This is a genomic window from Thauera aromatica K172, from assembly GCF_003030465.1.
GTDB lineage: Bacteria > Pseudomonadota > Gammaproteobacteria > Burkholderiales > Rhodocyclaceae > Thauera > Thauera aromatica.
Genome location: NZ_CP028339.1, coordinates 3,329,420 through 3,347,327 on the forward strand (window position 1 = coordinate 3,329,420; position 17,908 = coordinate 3,347,327).

Annotated in this window: 20 protein-coding genes; 4 read left to right on the top strand and 16 right to left on the bottom strand. The window is 67.0% G+C overall.

What is annotated here, in order from left to right; all coding sequences use genetic code 11:
- Positions 1 to 38 precede the first annotated feature (38 nt).
- The 7 genes from Tharo_RS15650 to Tharo_RS15680 form a co-directional block, all read right to left on the bottom strand.
- Positions 39 to 986 (bottom strand): branched-chain amino acid ABC transporter permease, encoded by a 948-nt coding sequence (locus tag Tharo_RS15650; protein ID WP_107221996.1) that lies wholly within the window; start codon positions 984 to 986, stop codon positions 39 to 41.
- An 83-nt stretch (positions 987 to 1,069) separates the two neighbouring features.
- Complete coding sequence (locus tag Tharo_RS15655) at positions 1,070 to 1,939, bottom strand: branched-chain amino acid ABC transporter permease (RefSeq protein ID WP_107221997.1); 870 nt, start codon at positions 1,937 to 1,939, stop codon at positions 1,070 to 1,072.
- Between the two features lie 14 nt (positions 1,940 to 1,953).
- The gene (locus Tharo_RS15660; RefSeq protein ID WP_107221998.1) at positions 1,954 to 2,658 is read right to left on the bottom strand and encodes an ABC transporter ATP-binding protein; all 705 of its coding nucleotides are present in this window, start codon (positions 2,656 to 2,658) and stop codon (positions 1,954 to 1,956) included.
- On the bottom strand, positions 2,658 to 3,497 hold the full coding sequence (locus tag Tharo_RS15665) for an ABC transporter ATP-binding protein (RefSeq protein ID WP_107221999.1): 840 nt from the start codon (positions 3,495 to 3,497) through the stop codon (positions 2,658 to 2,660). Before Tharo_RS15665 ends, Tharo_RS15660 begins: the two co-directional genes overlap by 1 nt.
- Positions 3,498 to 3,642: 145 nt before the next feature.
- The gene (locus Tharo_RS15670) at positions 3,643 to 4,842 is read right to left on the bottom strand and encodes a multidrug effflux MFS transporter (protein WP_107222000.1); all 1,200 of its coding nucleotides are present in this window, start codon (positions 4,840 to 4,842) and stop codon (positions 3,643 to 3,645) included.
- A gap of 125 nt (positions 4,843 to 4,967) precedes the next feature.
- Positions 4,968 to 6,470 carry a YifB family Mg chelatase-like AAA ATPase gene (locus Tharo_RS15675; protein WP_107222001.1) on the bottom strand — a complete coding sequence of 501 codons (1,503 nt, stop codon included), beginning with the start codon at positions 6,468 to 6,470 and terminating at the stop codon, positions 4,968 to 4,970.
- A gap of 101 nt (positions 6,471 to 6,571) precedes the next feature.
- The gene (locus tag Tharo_RS15680; protein ID WP_107222002.1) at positions 6,572 to 6,829 is read right to left on the bottom strand and encodes an accessory factor UbiK family protein; all 258 of its coding nucleotides are present in this window, start codon (positions 6,827 to 6,829) and stop codon (positions 6,572 to 6,574) included.
- A gap of 272 nt (positions 6,830 to 7,101) precedes the next feature.
- Here Tharo_RS15680 and Tharo_RS15685 point away from each other — a divergent pair, with 272 nt between their 5' ends.
- From Tharo_RS15685 to Tharo_RS15695, 3 genes are all read left to right on the top strand, one after another.
- Positions 7,102 to 7,812, top strand: a complete 711-nt coding sequence (locus Tharo_RS15685; protein ID WP_107222003.1) for a TorF family putative porin — start codon at positions 7,102 to 7,104, stop codon at positions 7,810 to 7,812.
- A gap of 27 nt (positions 7,813 to 7,839) precedes the next feature.
- Positions 7,840 to 8,178, top strand: coding sequence for a P-II family nitrogen regulator (glnK, locus tag Tharo_RS15690; protein WP_075147733.1), 339 nt, complete (start codon positions 7,840 to 7,842; stop codon positions 8,176 to 8,178).
- 127 nt (positions 8,179 to 8,305) lie between these two features.
- A complete protein-coding gene (locus Tharo_RS15695; RefSeq protein WP_107222476.1) occupies positions 8,306 to 9,532 on the top strand; it encodes an ammonium transporter in 1,227 nt (408 codons plus the stop codon).
- 82 nt (positions 9,533 to 9,614) lie between these two features.
- Here Tharo_RS15695 and Tharo_RS15700 read toward each other — a convergent pair whose 3' ends face one another.
- The 6 genes from Tharo_RS15700 to thrH form a co-directional block, all read right to left on the bottom strand.
- Positions 9,615 to 9,905: an MtrB/PioB family outer membrane beta-barrel protein gene (locus Tharo_RS15700; protein WP_107222004.1), complete on the bottom strand. Its 291-nt coding sequence runs from the start codon at positions 9,903 to 9,905 to the stop codon at positions 9,615 to 9,617.
- A 42-nt stretch (positions 9,906 to 9,947) separates the two neighbouring features.
- Positions 9,948 to 10,289 (bottom strand): type II toxin-antitoxin system RelE/ParE family toxin, encoded by a 342-nt coding sequence (locus tag Tharo_RS15705; protein ID WP_107222005.1) that lies wholly within the window; start codon positions 10,287 to 10,289, stop codon positions 9,948 to 9,950.
- A complete protein-coding gene (locus Tharo_RS15710) occupies positions 10,282 to 10,563 on the bottom strand; it encodes a type II toxin-antitoxin system Phd/YefM family antitoxin (RefSeq protein WP_107222006.1) in 282 nt (93 codons plus the stop codon). Before Tharo_RS15710 ends, Tharo_RS15705 begins: the two co-directional genes overlap by 8 nt.
- Before the next feature lie 63 nt (positions 10,564 to 10,626).
- On the bottom strand, positions 10,627 to 10,977 hold the full coding sequence (locus tag Tharo_RS15715; protein WP_107222007.1) for a cupin domain-containing protein: 351 nt from the start codon (positions 10,975 to 10,977) through the stop codon (positions 10,627 to 10,629).
- Positions 10,978 to 11,016: 39 nt separating this feature from the next.
- Complete coding sequence (gene purU / locus Tharo_RS15720; protein ID WP_107222008.1) at positions 11,017 to 11,910, bottom strand: formyltetrahydrofolate deformylase; 894 nt, start codon at positions 11,908 to 11,910, stop codon at positions 11,017 to 11,019.
- Between the two features lie 98 nt (positions 11,911 to 12,008).
- Positions 12,009 to 12,620, bottom strand: a complete 612-nt coding sequence (gene thrH, locus Tharo_RS15725; RefSeq protein WP_107222009.1) for a bifunctional phosphoserine phosphatase/homoserine phosphotransferase ThrH — start codon at positions 12,618 to 12,620, stop codon at positions 12,009 to 12,011.
- Positions 12,621 to 12,970: 350 nt separating this feature from the next.
- On the opposite strand from thrH, the gene Tharo_RS15730 reads away from it, so the two are divergent.
- On the top strand, positions 12,971 to 13,786 hold the full coding sequence (locus Tharo_RS15730; RefSeq protein ID WP_107222010.1) for an NYN domain-containing protein: 816 nt from the start codon (positions 12,971 to 12,973) through the stop codon (positions 13,784 to 13,786).
- Between the two features lie 290 nt (positions 13,787 to 14,076).
- On the opposite strand, the gene Tharo_RS15735 is transcribed toward Tharo_RS15730, so the two are convergent.
- The 3 genes from Tharo_RS15735 to Tharo_RS15745 form a co-directional block, all read right to left on the bottom strand.
- A complete protein-coding gene (locus Tharo_RS15735; RefSeq protein WP_245880933.1) occupies positions 14,077 to 16,020 on the bottom strand; it encodes a cytochrome b/b6 domain-containing protein in 1,944 nt (647 codons plus the stop codon).
- Between the two features lie 65 nt (positions 16,021 to 16,085).
- On the bottom strand, positions 16,086 to 16,415 hold the full coding sequence (locus tag Tharo_RS15740) for a c-type cytochrome (RefSeq protein WP_107222012.1): 330 nt from the start codon (positions 16,413 to 16,415) through the stop codon (positions 16,086 to 16,088).
- 58 nt (positions 16,416 to 16,473) lie between these two features.
- Positions 16,474 to 17,793, bottom strand: a complete 1,320-nt coding sequence (locus tag Tharo_RS15745; protein ID WP_107222013.1) for an ethylbenzene dehydrogenase-related protein — start codon at positions 17,791 to 17,793, stop codon at positions 16,474 to 16,476.
- Positions 17,794 to 17,908: the final 115 nt, after the last annotated feature.

Consider the following 17,908-nt stretch of genomic DNA (forward strand, 5'->3'; position numbering starts at 1 on the left):
GCCGGGGCACGGGATGGATGGAAAAACCGCGCGCAGCCTTACCCGGGCGGGGGTGCGCCGGTGGCCCGGCGCTCGGGCAGCAGGCCTGCGGGGCGGAAGCGCAGCACCAGCTGCAGGGTGAGGCCGATGATGAACACGCGTGCATATTTGGCCTGGATCGCCAGCGCGGTCGGCAGACGGTCGGTGAGCAGCTCCGACACCGACCAGATGATCCAGATCAGGGCCGCGCCGAGAATGGCGCCGCGGTTGTTGCCCGCCCCGCCGAGGATCAGCATGATCCAGACCAGGAAGGTGGCGATCATCGGATCGATCGCCTCGGGCGTGATCGAGCGGTTGAAATGGACAAACAGCGCCCCTGCCAGCCCCATCAGCGCGGAGCCGAAGACGAAGGCCTGCAGGCGGCGCGCGGCGACGTCCTTGCCCATCGCCGCGGCGGCGTGCTCGTTGTCGCGGATCGCGCGCATCATCCGCCCCCAGGGCGCTTTCAGCTGGCGCTCGACGAGCAGGTAGGCGACCAGCACCAGCACCGCGACGATCGCCAGGTAGGCGAGCTGCGACGGCATGTAATCGAGATCGCCGAACGGGCGCGGCACCCCGGTGACGCCGCGCACGCCACCGGTGAGCCAGCCTTCGGTGCGGATCACGAGGCGGATGATCTCGGCGACGCCGATGGTGGCGACGGCGAGGTAGTCGGAGCGGAAGCGCAGGCAGACCTTGCCGATCGGCCACGCGATCAGCGCCGCGGCCGCCATCGCCGCTGCCCAGCCGGCAAGCAGCGGCCACGCGAAGCCGCCCACCCGCCCTGCCGCGGGCAGGCCGGTGAGGATCGCCGAGGTGTACGCGCCGATCGCGAAGAAGCCGGCGATGCCGGCGTTGAACAGGCCGCTCAAGCCCCACTGGATGTTCAGCCCAAGCGCGAGCAGGCCATAGATGCCGATCAGGATGGCGATGAAGACCGCGTAGTTGGCGAGGCCGAGGAGATCCATGTCAGTATGCGCCGAGCCGCCTCAAGCGTACTGACGCCCCCTCGGGGGGCAGCGAACGCAGTGAGCGTGGGGGTTGTTTCATTTCAGAACACCTTGCCGTTGAGCAGGCCGCGCGGGCGGACGAGCAGGATCAGCAGCAGCAGCGCGAAGGCGGTCGCCGCCTTGTACTGCGCCGGCAGGATGAAGACCGACAGTTCCTCGGCGATGCCGACCACCAGGCCGCCGAGCACCGCGCCCCCGACCCGGCCGACGCCACCGAGGATCGCGGCGGCGAACATCGGCAGCAGCAGATGCCAGCCCATCATCGAATGGAGCTCGGTGTTGATGCCGAGCAGGAAGCCGGCGGCCGCGCACAGCGCGCCGACGATCGCCCAGGTGAGCATCGTCACCTTGCGGGTGTCGACGCCGGACAGGCGGGCGAGGTCGGGGTTGTCGGACATCGCCCGCATCGCCTTGCCCCACTTCGTCCGCCCCAGGAAGAGCGCGAGGCCGACCACGACCAGCGCCACCGCCGCCAGCGTGTACAGCTCGCGCGGGCGCAGCAGGAGGCCGAAATAGTCGTCCGCGCGGACGATGCCGGTGGCGTAGGCCTTGGGGTCCGCGCCCCACAGCATCTGCACCACCGCGCGCAACATCAGCGCCACCCCGAGCGAAGCCATCACGGTGACGATCTTCGGCCGCGCCTTCAGGTAGTCGTAGAAGGCCTTGTCCACCCCGACCGCGACCCCTGCGGTCGCCGCCATCGCCAGCGGCAGCGCGGCCCACGGGTCCATGCCGGCGGCCACCAGGGCGAACGCGGCGAACGCGCCGGAGGTGGCCATGTCACCGTGGGCGAAGTGGGCGAAGCGCAGGATGCCGAACACCAGGGTGATGCCGATCGCGCCGACCGCGTAGATGGCGCCGAGGACGATGCCCGGCACCAGGTAGAAGTTGAGGAAGTCGAGCAGGGGCATGGACCAGGGCTCCGTCAGCCGCCGAGAAACATCTCGGCCACTTCACGATCGGCGAGCAGGGCGCGGCCCGTGCCCTCGTGGCGATTGGCGCCGGTGGCGAGAACGTAGCCGCGGTCGCAGAAGGCGAGCGCCTGCCTGGCGTGCTGCTCGACGAGCAGGATCGACACCCCGGCGTCGCGCACGTCGCGGGCGATGCGGAAGATCTGCTCCATGTATTTCGGCGACAGCCCGGCAGTGGGCTCGTCGAGCAGCAGCAGCTTCGGCGAAAGCATCAGCGCGCGCCCCATCGCCACCATCTGGCGCTGGCCGCCGGAGAGGTCGCCGGCGAGACTCCTCCGTTTGGCCTTGAGATCGGGAAAGAGGCCGTAGACACGGTCGAAGGCGGCGGCGAGCTCGCCGCGGCGCAGGAAGGCGCCCATCTCGAAGTTCTCGTGCACCGTCATCTCGCGGAACACGTTGTCCACCTGCGGCACGTAGCAGATGCCGCGCTGGACGATGCGGTGGGGGGCCCAGCCGGTGATGTCCTCGCCATCGAAGACGACGCTGCCGCCACGGACGCTGAGCAGGCCGAACACCGCCTTCATCGCGGTGGACTTGCCCGCACCGTTGGGGCCGACGATGACCACGATCTCGCGCTCGCCGACCGCGATCGACACCCCCTGCAGGATGTCGGCGTCACCGTAACCGCCGCGCACGTCCTTCATCTCGAGCAGCGCCATCACAGCTCCTCCCGCGGCAGGGCCTGCGCGCGCAGGGTCTCCACCACCGGATCGTGCCCGGCCGCATCGCGCGCGACCCCGCCCGGCGTCTCGCCGAGGTAGGCCTCGAGGACGCGCGGGTCCGAGCGCACGGCATGGAAATCGCCTTCGACCAGCACCTTGCCTTCGGCCATGCACACCACCGGCCGGCACAGCTTCTCGATCATCTCCATGTCGTGCTCGATGAGGATGAAGGTGTAGCCGCGCTCGCGGTTGAGGGTCAGGATCTTGTCCTCAAGCTTGCGCAGCAGGGTGCGATTGACCCCCGCAGCGGGCTCGTCGAGCAGCACCAGCCGGGCCTCGGTCATCATCGTGCGCCCGAGTTCGAGCAGCTTCTTCTGGCCGCCGGAGAGGTTGCCGGCGCGCTCGTCGGCGACGTGGGTCAATTCGAGGAAGGCGAGCGTCTCGTCGGCCCGCTTGCGCACCACCGCTTCGGCGCGCTGCACCCGGCCCCAGGCCAGCCAGTTGGCGAACAGGCGCTCGCCCGGCTGCTGCTGCGGCACCATCATCAGGTTCTCGCGCACGCTCAGGTGGTGGAATTCGTGCGGGATCTGGAAGGTGCGCACCAGCCCCTTATGGAACCGGGCGGCGGTGGTCAGGCCGGTGACGTCCTCGCCGCGAAAGCGGATCGTCCCCGCGGTGGGCGGCAATGCGCCGGCGACGAGGTTGAACAGCGTCGTCTTGCCCGCGCCGTTGGGGCCGATCAGACCGAGAATCTCGCCCTCATTGACCCGCAGCGTGCACCCATCGACCGCACGAAAGCCGCCGAAGGCCTTCACCAGGCCGTCCACTTCGAGCATGTGTGGTGTTTTCCTTGTATGCACCGGCCCGTCTCCACGGCCGTCGCGCTTCTGCAAGGACGCGCAGGAGCGCCGCTGAAGTCTTGTTGGAGGAATTACCGGGCAGAGTAGCGCAGGCCCGAACCGGGCGTAAAGCCGGGAGCCCTCAGCGCCTGACCGGAAAGCCGCCTCTCAGCCACAGCGCGAACGCGAGCAGCCCGAAGGCGACGAACAACCCCATGCCCACCGCCAGCGACACCGTGCTGCCCCACAGCAGCGGCGCCAGCACGCCAGCGGTGAACGCGTTCAGCCCGAGCTGGAGGAAGGCCTGGCAGCTCGAAGCCAGGCCGCGCCGGGCCGGAAAGAGATCGAGCGCGAGCAGGCTCAGGCTCGGGCTCACCAGCGCCAGCCCGAGGGTGAACAGCCCCACCGGCAGCACCGACTGCGGCACCCCGGCCGGCAGCAGCACGGCCACGCCGAAGTTGAGCGCGGCGGCACCGACCATCACCGCAAAGCCGGCGCCGATCGTGCGCCGCGGCGACCAGCGCCCGGCCATGCGCTCGGACAGCATCGAACCGATCATCATCCCCCCGACGCTGGGCACGAACAGCCACGCGAAGCCCGTTTCCGACAGCTGCAGATGCTCCAGGACGAAGACCGGCGCCGACATCAGGTAGATGAAGAAGCCGTTGAAGTTGACCGCCGCGACCACCGCCAGCAGCAGGAACGCGGGGTGGCCGAGGACGCTCGCATAGCCGCGCAGCAGCGACGCCGGGTGCAGCGCCTGGCGCGCGCCAGGGTCGAGCGTTTCGGGCAGGTAGCGCCAGGTCAGCCAGGCGAGGCCGGCACCGAACGCGGCGAGGAACAGGAAGATCGCACGCCATCCGGCCAGCGCCAGCAGGGCCGCGCCGAGCAGCGGCGCCACCGCCGGGGCGAGGCCGAAAATCATCATCACCCGCGCCATCAGGCGCTGCGCCTGGGCGCCGTCGTGGAGGTCGCGGATCACCGCGCGCCCGACCACCATCCCGGCACCGCCGCTCATGCCCTGCAGGGCGCGCCCCGCCCACAGCCACTCGATCGTCGGCGCCAGCGCGCACGCCAGCGAGGCCAGGGCGAACACCGCGGTCGCGGCGAGCAGCACCCGGCGCCGGCCGAAACGGTCGGCCAGCGCCCCGTGCCACAACACCATCAGCGCCAGCATCGCCATGAACACGGTCAGGGTCTGCTGCACCTCGATCTGGCTGGCGCCCAGCTCGGCGCGGATATGGGGGAAGGCCGGCAGGTAGGTGTCGACCGCGAACGGGCCGATCGCGGCCAGCGCCGCGAGCAAGGCGGCCAGCCGCACGGGAATCGGGCTTGGAGTCACGGCAATGGCATCAGGGAGTCGGAGTCAGGGAGCTGAAATCAGGGAGTTGGAGTCGGCGCGGCCGGCGCGGAGTCGCTGCGGTCGGCCCGCAACGGGCGGGCGGCAGTGGGTATCCGTGGCGGGGATCAGCGGGCATCGAGGCTGCGCCGGTACTGGACCGCCTCGGCGACCTGGGCCGCGCCGGGGCGCTCGCACCCGGACAGATCGGCCAGCGTGCGCGCCACCCGAAGGACGCGATGATACGCCCTCGCCGACAGCGCGAGCTGTTTCATCGCCTGGCGCAGCAGGGCCTCGCCGCGGTCATCGGGGGTGCAGTGGCGCACCACCTCGGCCGGCCCCAGGTGCGCGTTCGGCCCGCCCTGGCGGGCAAGCTGGCGCTCCCGCGCCGCCTGCACCCGCGCCCGCACCACCGCCGAGCGTTCCCCCGCCGGACTGCCGAGCAGGGCCTCGGTGTCGATCGCCGGCACTTCGACGGTGAGATCGATGCGGTCGAGCAAGGGCCCGGACAATCGCCCCCGGTAGCGCGCGACCTGATCGGGCGTGCACCGGCAGGCCCGGCGCGGGTCGCCGGCATGGCCGCAGGGGCAGGGATTCATCGCCGCGACGAGCTGGAAGCGGGCCGGGAACTCGGCCCGCCGGCGCGCCCGCGACACGGTGACCGTGCCGCTTTCGAGCGGCTCGCGCAGCGCCTCGAGGACGCGGCGGTCGAACTCGGGCAGCTCGTCGAGGAACAGCACGCCGTGATGGGCGAGCGAGATTTCTCCGGGGCGGGGAATCGCCCCGCCACCGACCAGCGCCGCCGCTGAAGCCGAGTGGTGGGGGGCGCGAAACGGCCGCCGCCCCCAGTCGCGGGGGTCGAAACCGCCCTCGATGGAAGCAAGCGCTGCCGCCTCCAGGGCCTCGTCCTCGCCCATCGGCGGCAGCACCCCGGCCAGGCGCTGGGCGAGCATCGACTTGCCGGTGCCGGGGGGGCCGAACAGCAGCAGCGAATGCGCCCCGGCCGCCGCCACTTCGAGCGCGCGCCGCGCCTGCAGCTGGCCGCGCACCTCGGCGAGATCGGGCACCGCGCGGCCGCCCTCGGCCGCGGGTGCGGCGGGTGGCTGCGGTTCGAGCGCGGTGTGAGCATTCAGGTGGGCGCATACGGCGAGTAGGCTCGCCGCCGGCAGCACCGTCGTGCGCCGCGCGAGCACGGCCTCGGCCGCATTGCCGGCCGGCAGCACCAGCGCGCGCTGCTCCCGCCCGGCCGCGAGCGCCGCCGCCAGTACGCCGCGCACCGGGCGCAGCGCGCCGTTGAGCGACAGCTCGCCGCAGAACTCGAGCGCCTCGAGCCGCTCCGCCGCAACCTGGCCGGAGGCGACGAGAATCCCCACCGCAATCGCCAGATCGAAGCGTCCGCCTTCCTTGGGCAGGTCGGCCGGCGCCAGGTTGACGGTGATGCGGCGCTGGGGAAATTCGAACTGGGAGGACAGGATCGCCGCCCGCACCCGGTCACGCGCTTCGCGCACCTCGGTGTCGGGCAGGCCGACCAGGCTGAACGCGGGCAGGCCGTTGGCGAGATGGACTTCGACCGCGACCTCGGGCGCATCGAGGCCATCGAGGGCGCGGGCGCGCACGAGCGCAAGCGACATCGGCTTCTCCGGACTGGACGGACGCCCAGTCTAGCGAACACGCCGACAATGACAAAAGATTATTCCGGAAAAGTTCCCGGGGAAGTCGACAGGACGCGACTTCAGCCCTTGTCGCGGCCGCCGGCGGCGAGCCGGGCTTCGAGTTCGGCGACGCGCGCCTCCAGTTCGGCGAGCTTGACCCGCGCCTGGGCGAGGACTTCGCGCTGCACCTCGAACTCCTCGCGCGTCACCAGATCGAGCTTGCCGAAGGCGCTGCCGAGCAAGGCCCTGGCGTTCTTCTCGATGTCGCGCACCGGGCTGTTGGCGGCGAGCTCGGAAAGCTTGGCGCCGAGTTCGTCGAGGATGCGGGGAGTGCTCATGATGGCGTGCGATGAAGGGTTAGCGATGCGGCGAAGTCTAGCACGACCGCTACCTCCCGCCGGAAGCGGGCACGGCAGGCAGAAACGTACGCACCACATTGGTGCAAAACGGGCCGAATCCGTGCATTCCGCCCCTCCATCCCATAACCGCGCCCCGCTCCGGCGCCCCTCCGGCAACCCTGGACCCTTGACGGGGAAAGGTTTTTGAAACCCTGGCACGCGATCTGCTTAGGGACGGGTGTGAAAACCCGCACCCTTCTCAGGAGACCACCATGCGCTTACCTCTTGCCGCTGCCGCCCTCGCCGCCGCCCTTCCCGTCGCCGGCTCCGCTTACGCCGAAGACGGTCCGTTCAGCGCCAACATCGCGCTGGTCTCCGACTACGCCTTCCGCGGCATCAGCCAGACCGACGAGCGCCCGGCGCTGCAGGGCGGCGTCGACTACGCCCATGCCAGCGGCCTCTATGCCGGAGTGTGGGGGTCGAACGTGTCCTGGCTGGCCGATGCCGCCGACGACGTCAGCAACAGCCTGGAAGTGGACCTCTACGCCGGCTATGCGGGCGAGGCCGGCGCCATCGGCTACGACGTCGGCCTGCTGCAGTACTACTACCCGGGCAGCTACGGCGCGAGCTACCGCGCCGGCGCGGAAAAGCCGCACACCCTGGAAGCCTACCTCGGGCTGTCGTGGGAGTTCCTGAGCTTCAAGTATTCCCACAGCCTCACCGACCTGTTCGGCTACACCGACTCCGACGGCTCGAAGTACTACGAGCTTGGCGCCGAACACGACCTGGACAACGGCTTCACCCTCAGCGCCCACGCCGGCTACAGCGACATCCGTGGCCAGGACAACTATACCGACTGGAAGGTCGGGGTAAACAAGGAGTACGGCGGCTTCGACTTCGGCCTGCACTACGTCGACACCGACATCAACGGCGTGGACGAGGCCGAGGAGCGCGTCGTTCTCTCGATCGCCAAGTCCTTCTGATCCGCCCGAACGCACTGGAGAACCACCATGAAATTCATCGCCGCCATCATCAAGCCCTTCAAGCTCGACGAAGTGCGTGAAGCACTGTCGGCCATCGGCGTGCAGGGCATCACCGTCACCGAAGTCAAGGGCTTCGGCCGCCAGAAGGGCCACACCGAGCTCTATCGGGGCGCCGAGTACGTCGTCGACTTCCTGCCCAAGGTCAAGATCGAGGCCGCCGTCACCGACGACATCCTCGAACAGGCGATCGAGGCGATCGAGAAATCCGCCGCCACCGGCAAGATCGGCGACGGCAAGATCTTCGTCTTCGAGCTCGAACAGGCGATCCGCATCCGCACCGGCGAGACCGGCCCGGACGCGCTGTAAGGGAGGCCCCACCATGAAGAAGAAACTGTTCACGCTGCTGCCGGCCGCGCTCGCCGCCGGCCTCGCCGGCAGCGCCTTCGCCCAGGAGGCGGCGACCGTCGCCGCCGAAGCGGCCACCGTCGCTGCGGTGCACAAGGGCGACGTCGCCTGGATCATGACCGCCACCCTGCTCGTGCTGATGATGGCCCTGCCCGGCCTGGCGCTGTTCTACGGCGGCATGGTGCGCTCGAAGAACATGTTGTCGGTGCTGATGCAGGTCACCGTAGTGTTTTCGCTGAACGCGGTGCTGTGGCTGTTCTACGGCTACAGCCTGGCATTCACCGAGGGCAACGCACTGATCGGCTCATTCGACAAGCTGTTCCTGTCCGGGGTCGGCATCGATTCGCTGGCCGACACCTTCACCGATGGGGTGAAGCTGCCCGAGTTCGCCTTCATCGCCTTCCAGGCCACCTTCGCCGGCATCACCGGGGCGCTGATCGTCGGCGCCTTCGCCGAGCGGATGAAGTTCTCCGCGGTGCTGATCTTCTCGGTGATCTGGTTCACCCTGTGCTACCTGCCGATCTGCCACATGGTGTGGGGCCCCGGCGGCTACCTGCTCGAAGACGGCGCGCTCGACTTCGCCGGCGGCACCGTGGTGCACATCAACGCCGGCATCGCCGGCCTGGTGGGGGCCTACATGGTGGGCAGGCGGATCGGCTTCGGCCGTGAATCGATGGCGCCGCACAGCCTGACCCTGACCATGGTCGGCGCCTCGCTGCTGTGGGTGGGCTGGTTCGGCTTCAACGCCGGCTCCAACCTCGAAGCCACCGCGGGTGCCGCACTGGCCTTCATCAACACCCTGGCCGCCACCGCCGCCGCGGTGCTGGCGTGGTCGATCGGCGAGGCCCTGTTCAAGGGCAAGCCCTCGATGCTGGGCGCGGCCTCGGGCGCGGTTGCCGGCCTGGTGGCGATCACCCCGGCCTGCGGCTCGGTCGGCCCGATCGGCGCCGTCGTCATCGGCCTGTTGTCGGGCTTCGTCTGCCTGTGGGGCGTCAATGGTCTCAAGCGCATGCTCGGCGCCGACGACGCCCTCGACGTGTTCGGCGTGCATGGCGTGGGCGGCATCCTCGGTGCGGTCCTCACCGGGGTATTCACCGCCCCTGGCCTGGGCGGCACCGGCGGCGAGGACTTCTCGATCGCCGGCCAGGTGTGGATCCAGACCTGGAGCGTGATCGTCACCGTCGTGTGGTCGGCGGTGGTCGCCTTCGTCGCCTACAAGATCGCGGACCTCCTCGTCGGCCTGCGCGTGCCGGAAGATGAAGAACGCGAAGGGCTCGACATCACCGCCCACGGCGAATCGGCCTACCGTCCCTGAGCCTGTACCGGTAGCGCACGCCGCCCGTGGCAAAGCGTGCGCTACCGTCCCGGCGCCTGCGCCGAAACCTCGGCGCGGACCCTCAGCGCCAGCGGTAGCGCACCGATACGCCGACGAAAGTGACGTTCTGGCGCTCGTCCTGCTCGCGCGTCGTGCCGTCCGCATATTGAAAGACCACCCACAGCCAGTCGTTGGTGCGCCAGCGGTCATGCACCGCGTCGATGCGCAGCGCCAGGTCGCGTTTCATCTCGTACTCGGCGAACAGCTTGAACGTCTTCAGCGACTCGCGACCGTTGCCCTGCAGCGTGACGGCAGCGGCAAATGGGAAGTCGACGACATCAAGGCCCGCGCAAATGCTGTTGGCGTCGATCAATGCACGAGAACTTCGCAGGGAGGGATCACAGCCACGCTCTAGTCAGGCACCGAGCAGGCGCCGAGCCAGCACCGATTGCAGATCCCGGCGGCCGTCAGAAATCAGGTAGATGATGACTCGGCTGCCGGTGATGCGGTAAATCACACGGTACGGCTTGAAGAAGGCCTGGCGGTATTCCTTGATGCCGAGACTGACTAGTTCCTTTGGGTAGCTGCCGCGTTCAGGAAAATTCGACAAGCTCTCCACGACGTCCATCAACTCATCCAACACGTAGTTGGCGTTGGCCACACAGTCGAACTCGGAAATGTAGTCGTGGATGGACTCCAGGTCCTGCTCTGCCCCTTCGGTAAGCAGTACCTCGAATGTGGCCGGTACGTCAGCCATCAGCAGGGGTTCGCTTGGCGCGAAGACGGGTAGCGACGTCGACGACGGTCTTAACCTTGCCGGCCGCCACCTCCTGGTTGCCCAGTGCAAGGATTTTCAGCAAGGCCAGTGTTTCTTGCGTCTCTTCGAACGAGACTACGTCCTGCAGAACAGCCTTGGCCTCACCGTTTTGGGTGATGACCAGAGGCTCGCGCCGTTCCGCAAGTTGCGCCAAGACCTCGGCAGCGTTGGCCTTGATGTAGCTGATCGGCTTTACTTGGGATGAGTAGCGCATGGCCGGGCTCCTGATCAATCAGGACTTAATATAGTCTTTTTATGATCCCGCAGCAAATTGAGGTCAGGGTTTTCCACCCCCTGCGCAGCAATGCACCGCCAGCCAGACGGCATCGGCGGAGACGGATTCGACGCGGTGGCGGCAGTGCGCCGGCAGGCTCACCCAGTCGCCCGCCTGCAAGGCCAGGGTGCGCCCGTCGGCGAACGCGAGTTCGGCGCGGCCGGCCATCAGGATCACCCACTCGTCATCATCCTGGTCGTACCAGAAGCCCGCCGGGCTGGGGTGGCCGTGCGAGACGATGCGCTCGATGCGGAGCGCGGGGTTGGCGAACAGGGTTTCGAAGTGCTCGCCTTCGCCAGTTCCGGGACACCCGTCGAAGAGGTTGCCGCCGGCGGGTGGAGCCGGGGCGGTCATCGGGCCCTCCTCCCGCCCGATGCGCCGCCCCGGCCGTGCTCAGCGGAACACGATGGTCTTGTTGCCATGCACCAGCACACGGTCTTCGAGGTGGTAGCGCAGGCCGCGGGCGAGGACGGTCTTTTCGATGTCCTTGCCGTAGCGGACCATGTCTTCGACCGCGTCCGAGTGGTCGATGCGGATCACGTCCTGCTCGATGATCGGCCCCTGGTCGAGCTCGGCAGTGACGTAGTGGCAGGTGGCGCCGATCAGCTTGACGCCCTTCGCCCAGGCCTGGTGGTAGGGTTTGGCGCCGACGAAGCTGGGCAGGAAGCTGTGGTGGATGTTGAGGATGCGCCCCGGATAGGCGGCGCACAGCGCGGGCGACAGGACCTGCATGTAGCGCGCCAGCACCATGGTGTCGCCGCGCACTTCCTCGAAGATGCGCTGCACTTCGGCGTAGGCCGCGGCCTTGTTGTCGGCGCCGACCGGCACGTGGTGGAAGGGGATGCCGTGCCACTCGACGAAGCCGCGCAAGGCATCGTGGTTGGAGATCACGCACGGGATCTCGATGTCGAGCTCCTTCGACTGCCAGCGCGCGAGCAGGTCGTAGAGGCAGTGCTCCTGCTTGCTGACGAGGAGGACGACGCGCTTCTTGACCGCCGAATCCGTGATCTTCCATTCCATTTCCAGCTCGTCGGCGAGCGGGCGGAAGCGCTCGCGGAACTCGGCGAGGTGGAAGGGCAGCGAGTCGGCGCGGATCTCGATGCGCATGAAGTAGCGCCCGACGGCTTCGCCGCCCTCCGCCGCACCGTCCGCGCGCGCCGGTTCGGCATGAAGCGCGGTCTCGAGAATCCAGCCGCCGTGCCCGGCGATAAAGCCGGAGACGCGGGCGACGATGCCGACGCGGTCGGGGCAGGAGGCGGACAGGGTGTAGAAGCGGGTGCGGTGCATGGTTACGTATGCCGGCAGTGGTTGGAGAAGCCGAACCCCCCGCGGGGGCGGGCACAGCGAGCTGGCGCCGCACCCTCGCCGGAAGGCTTTTGCCGAAGTCAGGCGGCTTTGGCGAACGCCTTGTCGATCTCGGCGCGCAGCGCGTCGTAGTCGCGCACCACCGGAAACTGCGGGAACTCGCGCACGACGTTTTCCGGCGGATGGAACAGGATGCCGCCGTGGGCCTCGCCGAGCATCGCAGTGTCGTTGTAGGAATCGCCGGCGGCCACCACCTTGAAGTTGAGCTCCTTGAAGCGCTTCACCGCCTCGCGCTTCTGGTCGGCCATGCGCAGGTGGTAATTCACCAGGATGCCGTCGGCGCCGGCTTCGAGGCTGTGGCAGAACAGCGTCGGCCAGCCGAGCTGGCGCATCAGCGGATGGGCGAACTCGTAGAAAGTGTCGGACAGGATCACCACCTGATAGGCCTCGCGCAGGCGGTCGAGAAAGGCGCGCGCGCCGGCCATCGGCCCCATGCTCGCGATCACGTCCTGGATGTCGGGCAGGCCGAGCTTTTTCTGCGCCAGGATGTCGAGGCGGTACTTCATCAGGGTGTCGTAGTCGGGCTCGTCGCGGGTGGTGCGGCGCAGCTCCGGAATGCCGGTACGCTCGGCGAATTCGATCCAGATTTCGGGGACGAGCACGCCTTCGAGGTCGAGACAGACGATCTGCACGGTAGGGCCTTTGCGGTGAGTGGCGGAAACAGCCGGCGATTCTACCACCGCCGACGAATGCGCTCGCCGGCGCGCCCTTCGGGCGGCAAACGATCCGGGCTCCGCGCCGGGCATCGACCCTGCCGTCCGGATAGGCCGGCTGGTGGGCGATCGATTCCCCCGCAGCCGAGATCGTGAAGGCGGACGAGCTTGCCGCCCTGGGTGCCGCAGACGAGGCTGCGGCCCACCCCTGGGAGTAGGCGCGTCAGAGTAGTGCGGCGTCAGGCCGAAGCTTTGCACATCGGGCGGGCGCTCGGAAGCAGGGGTGCGCCGGCTATACTCGACGCATAGTTGAATTCAATAGGTGATGCATGCAGCCGAAAACTGTCGTTCGCGTCGAGGCCGAAGAACCCGCCAAGCGCCTCGCCGTCCTCATCGACGCCGACAACGCCCAGGCCGGCGTCATCGAGGGCCTGCTCGAAGAGGTCGCCCGCTTCGGCGAAGCCACGGTGCGGCGGATCTACGGCGATTTCACCTCGCCCAACAGCGCATCGTGGAAGAAGGTGCTGAATCGGTACTCGATCAAGCCCGTCCAGCAGTTCGCTTACACGACGGGCAAGAACGCGACCGACAGCACCATGATCATCGACGCGATGGATCTACTCTACACGCGCCGCTTCGACGGCTACTGCCTGGTCACCAGCGACAGCGACTTCACCGGCCTGGCCGTGCGCCTGCGGGAAGAGGGCTTGCTTGTCTATGGATTCGGCGAGCAGAAAACCCCCGAGGCCTTCCGCAACGCCTGCCACAAGTTCATCTTCACCGAAGTGCTGCGCAAGCCGGTTGCTGTGCCTGAAGCGGCGGCGCCAGCAAACGGGTCATCGCCTGCCGCCGAGGCGTCCGAGTCCGCGGTCGTGCCCGCAGCCACGATGGCGCGCCCGGCGTTTCCGACCGACTTTCTGATGGAGGCGCTCGAGAAATCGGCCGACGATTCCGGATGGGCTCACCTCGGCACGTTCGGCAGCTACCTGCAGAAGATCCAGCCGGATTTCGATTCGCGGCTTCACGGTTTCAAGAAGCTGTCCGATCTGGTGCGGGGGCGGGATGACCTGTTTTTGACCGAGGAGCGGATCGCGCCGGCTGGGACGAGCAAGGTGCTTTACATTCGGGCGAGGAAGAATCGGTAGGGGCGGGGGGCGTTCAGTGCGGACTCACACATTCGGCCAGGAGCGGCCTGTCGATTTTTCTGACTGAGCGTCGGGAACAAGCTGTCAACGGACGTTCGGGTTTCATGGCCCACCGACTCCTGGTCAGCCAATCTTGTCGGCCGGCCGTTCTCCCAGCTCAGCCTGGAGAACGCGCCGCTATCGGCGGGGTTCGGCGCTTCCTGCCGGAAGACTGGAGCCGGCCTTTGCATGGACGCTTTCCCAAGTCCTCCGTGCCGCGCATCGCGTGCGCGGCACGGAGGACTCAAGTATCAGCCGGTGAAGAACCCGACTCCAACCAACAGAAGCAGTCCGAGCCCGATACCGATCAGGGCCAGCCCGAGCACCACGGACCCGATGTGGAAGGGACGTGAGGGCTGGTCGATCAGGTATTTCTGAATCTCGCCACTGGCTACCATGCGTTTGAAGTGCGCGGGGTGATCGTGGCGGAACTCGTCCAGCGACTGCGTGCCGGTGAACATCACCACGTCCGGCGGCGGCAGCTTGTCGGGCCTGAAGTGGTTGTTGAAGAAGTGCACCGTGAAGAGGAAGACCGCGGCGAGGAAGGCTTCTTCACCGTGCACCAGCGTCGCCACGTTGAACACCCAGCCCGGCAGGTAGGTGGCGGTCACGTGCGGGAAGGCCAGCATCAGGCCGCTCCAGCCGATCACGTTCACACCCCAGAACACCGCCCAGTAGTCGAACTTCTCGTAATAGGCCCAGCGCTCGAACTCGGGGCGCGGTCCCTTCCCGACGAACCACTTGAACATGCCCCAGCAGTCGGCGAAGTCCTTCCAGTTGGGCAGCAGCGAGTCCGGCCCGAACCAGCGGAAGCTGCGGTCGCGCAGCAGTTTCTGCATCACATAGATGAAGTGGATCAGGAAGATGGTGATGAAGAGCGATGCGGCAACACGGTGAACCAGTGCGAGCATCTTCGGCCCGCCCACCATGTCCGCCACCTTGGGCGCCCACGGGCTCTCGGCGAACAGCGCAGTCGAGCCGGTAAGCACGAGCGTCATCGTGGCGAGCGCAAACAGCAGGTGCGCAACGCGCCAGCCCCACGTGAAGCGGCGGAAGTGCTTGCCCGGGTCGATTCCCAGCGCGGCAAGATCGATATGCGGAATGGTCTTGCCCTGTTTCCGGTCCTTCCACTCACGGTAGTACCACAGGCCGGAATGGGCCCAGAAGAAGGCGAACACGAATATCAGCAGGCCGATCATGAACTTGGACGCGACGTACATCTGCGGGTACTTGGCGAAGTCGTTCGTGGTGGCGTGCGGGGCAAACGATGCAAACCCGGGTGTCGCGTCGCGCATGCCGGGCTTCTTGTCGCTATGGCACTGCATGCAGGTCTTCATCCGGTTGTTCGGATGAACCGTCGATTTCAGGTGGTCCACGCCGAGGATGCGGTGGCTGCCGTGGCAGTCGGCGCACTTTGCCGTGTAGGCGTAGCCGAGGCGATTGACCTGGCCGTGATAGGTGTCCGCGTAGCTCGCGAGCTTGTCGTCGTGACAGCCGCCGCAGGTGTTGACGGCCGCGAGCTTGAACTTTTCGGACGACGTGTTCAGGACTGAATGCGCGCTGTGACAGTCGGTGCACACGGCGCCCTTCGTGTCGCCCTCGTCGAGGACCTTCTGGCCATGTGCGGATTCGGCGTAGGACTCGAGCTGGTCCTCGTGGCAGGCGCCGCCGCAGGTCTCGGGAACCGTCGCATGCCAGTCGCTGCGCCGCTGCGACACGTCGGCCGGCACGTTGAAGTCATGACTGGTGTGGCAGTCCTCGCAGACCGCCATCGGCCGCCCTGGCTCGTCCTCGCTGGGGCGGGCATGGAACGAGTTCTTGTAGGCTTCGATGTTCTGAACGACGACGCCGAGACGGGGCTTCTGTGCCGTTGCCCCGCCGGCTTGCGCGTCCTTCCACAGTGTTTCGTGGCAGCCGATGCAGGTCGGGCGCTCGGCGCCCGCTTTCTTCTGGTGCCTGGCCTGGCTGTCGGTGATCTCGGTGTGACAGGCAACGCACTGCAGCCCGGCATGTACGCCCGCGTCAAAGCGATGCGGGTCGACGGGGCGCAGCGTCCGCGCCTCGCCATCCGCGTCGGCGAGTTCGATCGGCAGCCTGGATTTTTCGTGACACCCGAGACAACTCGCGTTGTCGAGCGAGTTGGTGTCTGCAGCAAGCGCCTCCCCGCCAAGCGCACCGAAAAAAAGGCAGGCCAAGCCTGCCAGCAACTGCCATCGGAGTCCCGGGCTAAGCATGATGTGTTTTGGCTCTTTTCAGGTGATCAGCGATCCAGCATCCACTTGGCGACGGCGTTCAGGACCGTGGGGTCCTTGGAGTCGATGATCTTGTGGTCTTCCTCGGTGCCGTCCGTCAGCCTGACCTTGCCGCCACTCGTCATGTGCTTGATGGCTTCGTCGGTGCCGAGGTTCTCGGTCTTGAAGCGCGCTGCGATCTTCTCGAGCGAAGGGCCCTTTTTCGCTTTTGTGGCGTGGTGGCACTTGTGGCAGTCGTTGTCCTTGAAGACCTCTTCTGCATCCACCTGGGCGAAGGCGGGTGCGGAGAGACACAGGCTGCCGATGGCGGCGGACACGATAAGGGTTCGGATATTCATTTTTTGCCCCTGATGCGGTAAGGAACCGGCCGTCTGCGGACGGCCGGCGGCGTGGGAATCAGTTCAGTTTGACGGCCGTGATGTCGGCCTTGGTGCCGATGCCCAGCGTCTTGGCGTAAGACACGTGATGACCGCGTCCGGTCATGTTGTCGTCGTGGATGGCAAACCCGACGTTGTAGACGCCGCCCGGCTTGAGCGCCTTGTCATCCGCGTTGGTCAGGCCGAGCGGACGGATGAACACCACCGTCTGCACGCCATCCTTCCATTCGGAAATGGCTTTGTTGTCGGCGGCCGAGCCCGTCGCACCCGCGGCGCTCAGGACGTACTGCGGCAGAATGTCGCCTTCCTTCCAGCCTGCGTTCGGATCGAAGGGCACGGCATTGACGCCCTGGATCAGGATCAGCTCCTTCTTGCCACCGTAGTCGCTCGCGGCGAACGCCTTGTCACCAAACTTGGCCGGATCGAACATGAACTTCGGCAGCTTGGTCTTGCCGTCCATGTTCGAGCTGAAGTGATTCTTGCCCGCATCGAAGTTGCGGTACTCAAGCACGAAGCCATCATCCGCGCCGCCGACCTTGTCGCTGCGATGGGAACGCCACTGCATCAGTTCGAGGAACTCGCCATTGGCCTTCATCTTCGCTATCTCTTCGAGCGACTTGCCCGTCGACCAGTCCATCGGATTGGTGCGGGTGCCTGGAATGAACTTGCGCACGTCGGATTTCTTGATCGCCTGCATCAGGGCATTCGCCTCGACCTCCGCCTTTGTCGGCTCCTTCTGCATGTCGCGCTCGCCGTTGTGGCAGGTCAGCCAGCAGCCCTGCTGGGCGAAACCGGGCACCTTGCCATCGTCGAGCATGATGTTCACGCGGTTCTCATAGACGATCCCGGTCTTGCCGGCCAGCACGTTCTTGTTGAGGCGCATGCCGCCGTAGGCTTTCCATTCCTTGCCGTCGAAGCGGTAGCCCGGATAGTCGTTGCCCGGGTGGTTCGGGTTATTCGTCTTGTACTGGAAGCGCAGGTAGGCGTTCTTGTCGTCGTAGGCCGCCTGCACCGTCATGTCGATGTGGCCGTTCTTGCCCTTCAGGACTGCGGCATGCGGTTCGAGCGGATGATCGCCGCGCAGGATCTTGGCGCCCTGACGCTGCTCTTCCTTGGGATCGTCGTGGCAGGAGGTGCAGGCATCGCCGCGCGCGGTCTCCTTGGCTGCACCCGCATGGGCCTCGCTGCGCAACCACTGGTAGGAAGACTGGCCGGGATAGAACAGCGCGACCTTGGTCGCGGGAATCTTGTTCCAGTCGATGGCTTGCGGGCCAGTCGCCATGGAGGCACAGCCGGCGACGATCACGGAAACGCCCAGAAACACTGCTGTCTTTTTCATAACAATGGCCCCTACGTGGTTGTTGTCAGGTGATTCGCGTCATGCAAAATTCATGCCGCTGTTTCGGGCCGTGCCTACGGCGGTTTGGGGCGATCGATCGGCCTGGAGGTGTCAT